This window comes from Komagataeibacter kakiaceti JCM 25156, from assembly GCF_000613305.1.
The window spans coordinates 1-2372 of sequence record NZ_BAIO01000369.1; the positions used below are offsets into that span (position 1 = coordinate 1).

The window sequence follows — 2372 nt, forward strand, 5'->3', positions numbered from 1 at the left end:
GTTGATTTCGGCCCCGCCCAGGGTGGCGAGGCGGTCACATTCCGCAACCGGCAGGTCGGTGAACAGCTTGAGGAAGCGGCCCACATCCGCGTCCTCCACATTGCGCCAGAACTGCCAGTAATCGAACACCGGCAGGCGCAGCGGCGAAAGCCAGACCGCGCCCTGCGCCGTCTTGCCCATCTTGGCCCCGGAACTTGTGGTCAGCAGGGGCGTTGTCAGCCCGAAAACCTGCGCGCCATTCATCCTGCGGACAAGATCGATGCCCGAGACGATATTGCCCCACTGGTCCGATCCACCCATCTGTAACGTCACACCATGACGGCTGTTCAGTTCCCGGAAATCGTAGGACTGGAGGATGGAGTAATTGAACTCCAGGAACGTCAGGCCCTGCTCGCGTTCAAGGCGCGAACGCACCGAGTCGAACGACAGCATGCGGTTGACGGAAAAATGGATGCCCACATCACGCAGCAGGTCGATGTAGGAAAGCCTGTCCAGCCAGTCGGCGTTGTTGGTCAGCAGCGCATCCTTCGGCCCCGCGCCAAGCGGCAGGAACTGGCGCAGGCAGGACTCGACGCCACGCAGGTTGGTGGCGATGGTCTCCTGCGTCATGAGCTTGCGCGCTTCCTCCCGGAAGGAGGGATCGCCGATTTTCGCCGTGCCGCCGCCCACCAGCGCCACCGCGCGGTGGCCATGGCGGTGCAGCAGGCGCAGCATCATGATCTGGATCAGGCTGCCCACGTGCAGGCTGTCCGCCGTGGGGTCGAAACCGATATACCCCCCCACCGGCCCGGACTGCATGGCCGCGTCCAGCGCCTCCATGTCCGTGCACTGGAATATGAAGCCGCGCGCTGCGGCTTCCCGGAGGAATTCACTCTTGGGCATGATCTGTTCCGCGCTGTAAGATGCATCGCTGGCCGGGCCGCCCCGGTGCGGACCAGCCTCTAGCATGTTCACGGCACTTCATGGAACAGCCCGGCCCCGCCGGGGTGGTGAATCAGTCGGCCGCCAGCGCCAGCGCCTTGCGGTTCATGACGGTGCTGACATGGTCTTCCAGCGCCTCGGCCACCTGTTCGGCATGGTGGGCGAAAACGTGGTCGGCCCCCTTGAAGATGCGGTAATCCACCGTCACGCCCTTCTGGGTGTTCAGCTTGTCCACCAGCTTGCGGATGGCGGGCTCGGGCACGAGTTCGTCGTTTTCCCCCGCGATCATGAGCCCACCGCACGGACACGGCGCGAGAAAGCCGAAATCATAATGGTTGGCGGGCGGCGCGACACTGATCCAGCCGGTGATTTCGGGGCGGCGCATGAGCAGCTGCATGCCCACGAACGCACCGAAGGAATACCCCGCGATCCACAGCCCGCTGGCGTTGGGGTTGATCATCTGCATCCAGTCAAGCGCCGCGGCGGCGTCCGAAATCTCGCCAATGCCGCCATCGTAGCGCCCCTGCGAGCGGCCCACCCCGCGTGAGTTGTAGCGCATGACCGAGAAGCCCATTTTCTCGAACGCGCGATACATCGCATAGGTGATGCGGTTATTCATGGTCCCGCCGTGCAGCGGATGGGGATGAAGCACCAGCGCAAGCGGCGCGTTGGGCGCGCTTGAATGGTGGTATCGACCTTCCAGGCGGCCATCAGGGCCGGCAAACATGACCTCAGGCATAGGTGTCCCGCATTTGCGTTTCCCCGTGCATTCCAGGCATTGCATCGGGAACAGTTGCTGTTACAGCCTGCCCGACCGGCGATGCCCCGTCAGGTCGGCAGGCAGAGAAAACACCATTACCCGTCAGTTATCCGTGCGCGGAGCAGGAATTCGTCCTGTATTCATCCGGTGGCAACATGACGGAAAACAGAATTGATCCGGTCTGGCATACCAGCGAAAGTATGCCAACTCACCTTATTATGGGTATGACGCCTACCTGATAAAAGTGCATCTTCGGCAGGCGTGCCCTGCGCGGGGGGCAGATATGGCGGTGGCGGGCGCGGTCCGGGCCACGGGGAGAAAGGGATTTTCCGCCATCGGGCCGGGTCTGTCGTGTCGGTTCGCTCTCCTTGCCATGCCCGGCGAGCGGGCGGGCGACATTGAGGCAGCGGTATGGCACGGGTGTCTCCACCCCCATAACACGTTGCAATAAATATTATGTTGCGCTGCCTTATAGCGGTGTGGATTCCCAAAATGCCAGATAAATCGTAATTCCCGTCGCAAAAGGACTTGGCGTAACCCATATGGCTGGACAGCACGCGACCCCACCGGGGGGTTTTACCTATCTCGATGCGAACGCATCCGAGCCGATCCGGCCCGAAGCGCTGGCGGCCATGACGCAGGCGGCACGGGTGGCGGGCAATCCCGCTTCCGTGCACCGTGCGGGGCGTGG

Annotated in this window: 3 protein-coding genes; all 3 read right to left on the bottom strand. The window is 62.9% G+C overall.

Going from position 1 to position 2372, the window contains the following annotated elements:
- The coding region (tyrS, locus tag JCM25156_RS13880) for a tyrosine--tRNA ligase (protein WP_034959925.1) at nucleotides 1-882 on the bottom strand (882 nt) is incomplete at its 3' end.
- Nucleotides 883-994: 112 nt separating this feature from the next.
- Entirely contained in the window at nucleotides 995-1660 is a 666-nt protein-coding gene (locus JCM25156_RS13885) for an alpha/beta hydrolase (protein WP_025813564.1), read from the bottom strand.
- 229 nt (nucleotides 1661-1889) lie between these two features.
- Nucleotides 1890-2099: a hypothetical protein gene (locus JCM25156_RS29490; protein ID WP_159104997.1), complete on the bottom strand. Its 210-nt coding sequence runs from the start codon at nucleotides 2097-2099 to the stop codon at nucleotides 1890-1892.
- Nucleotides 2100-2372: the final 273 nt, after the last annotated feature.

Bases quoted from the DNA above. Each gene is read 5' to 3' on its own strand.
- JCM25156_RS13885 (WP_025813564.1), bottom strand. From the start codon at position 1,660: ATGCCTGAGGTCATGTTTGCCGGCCCTGATGGCCGCCTGGAAGGTCGA.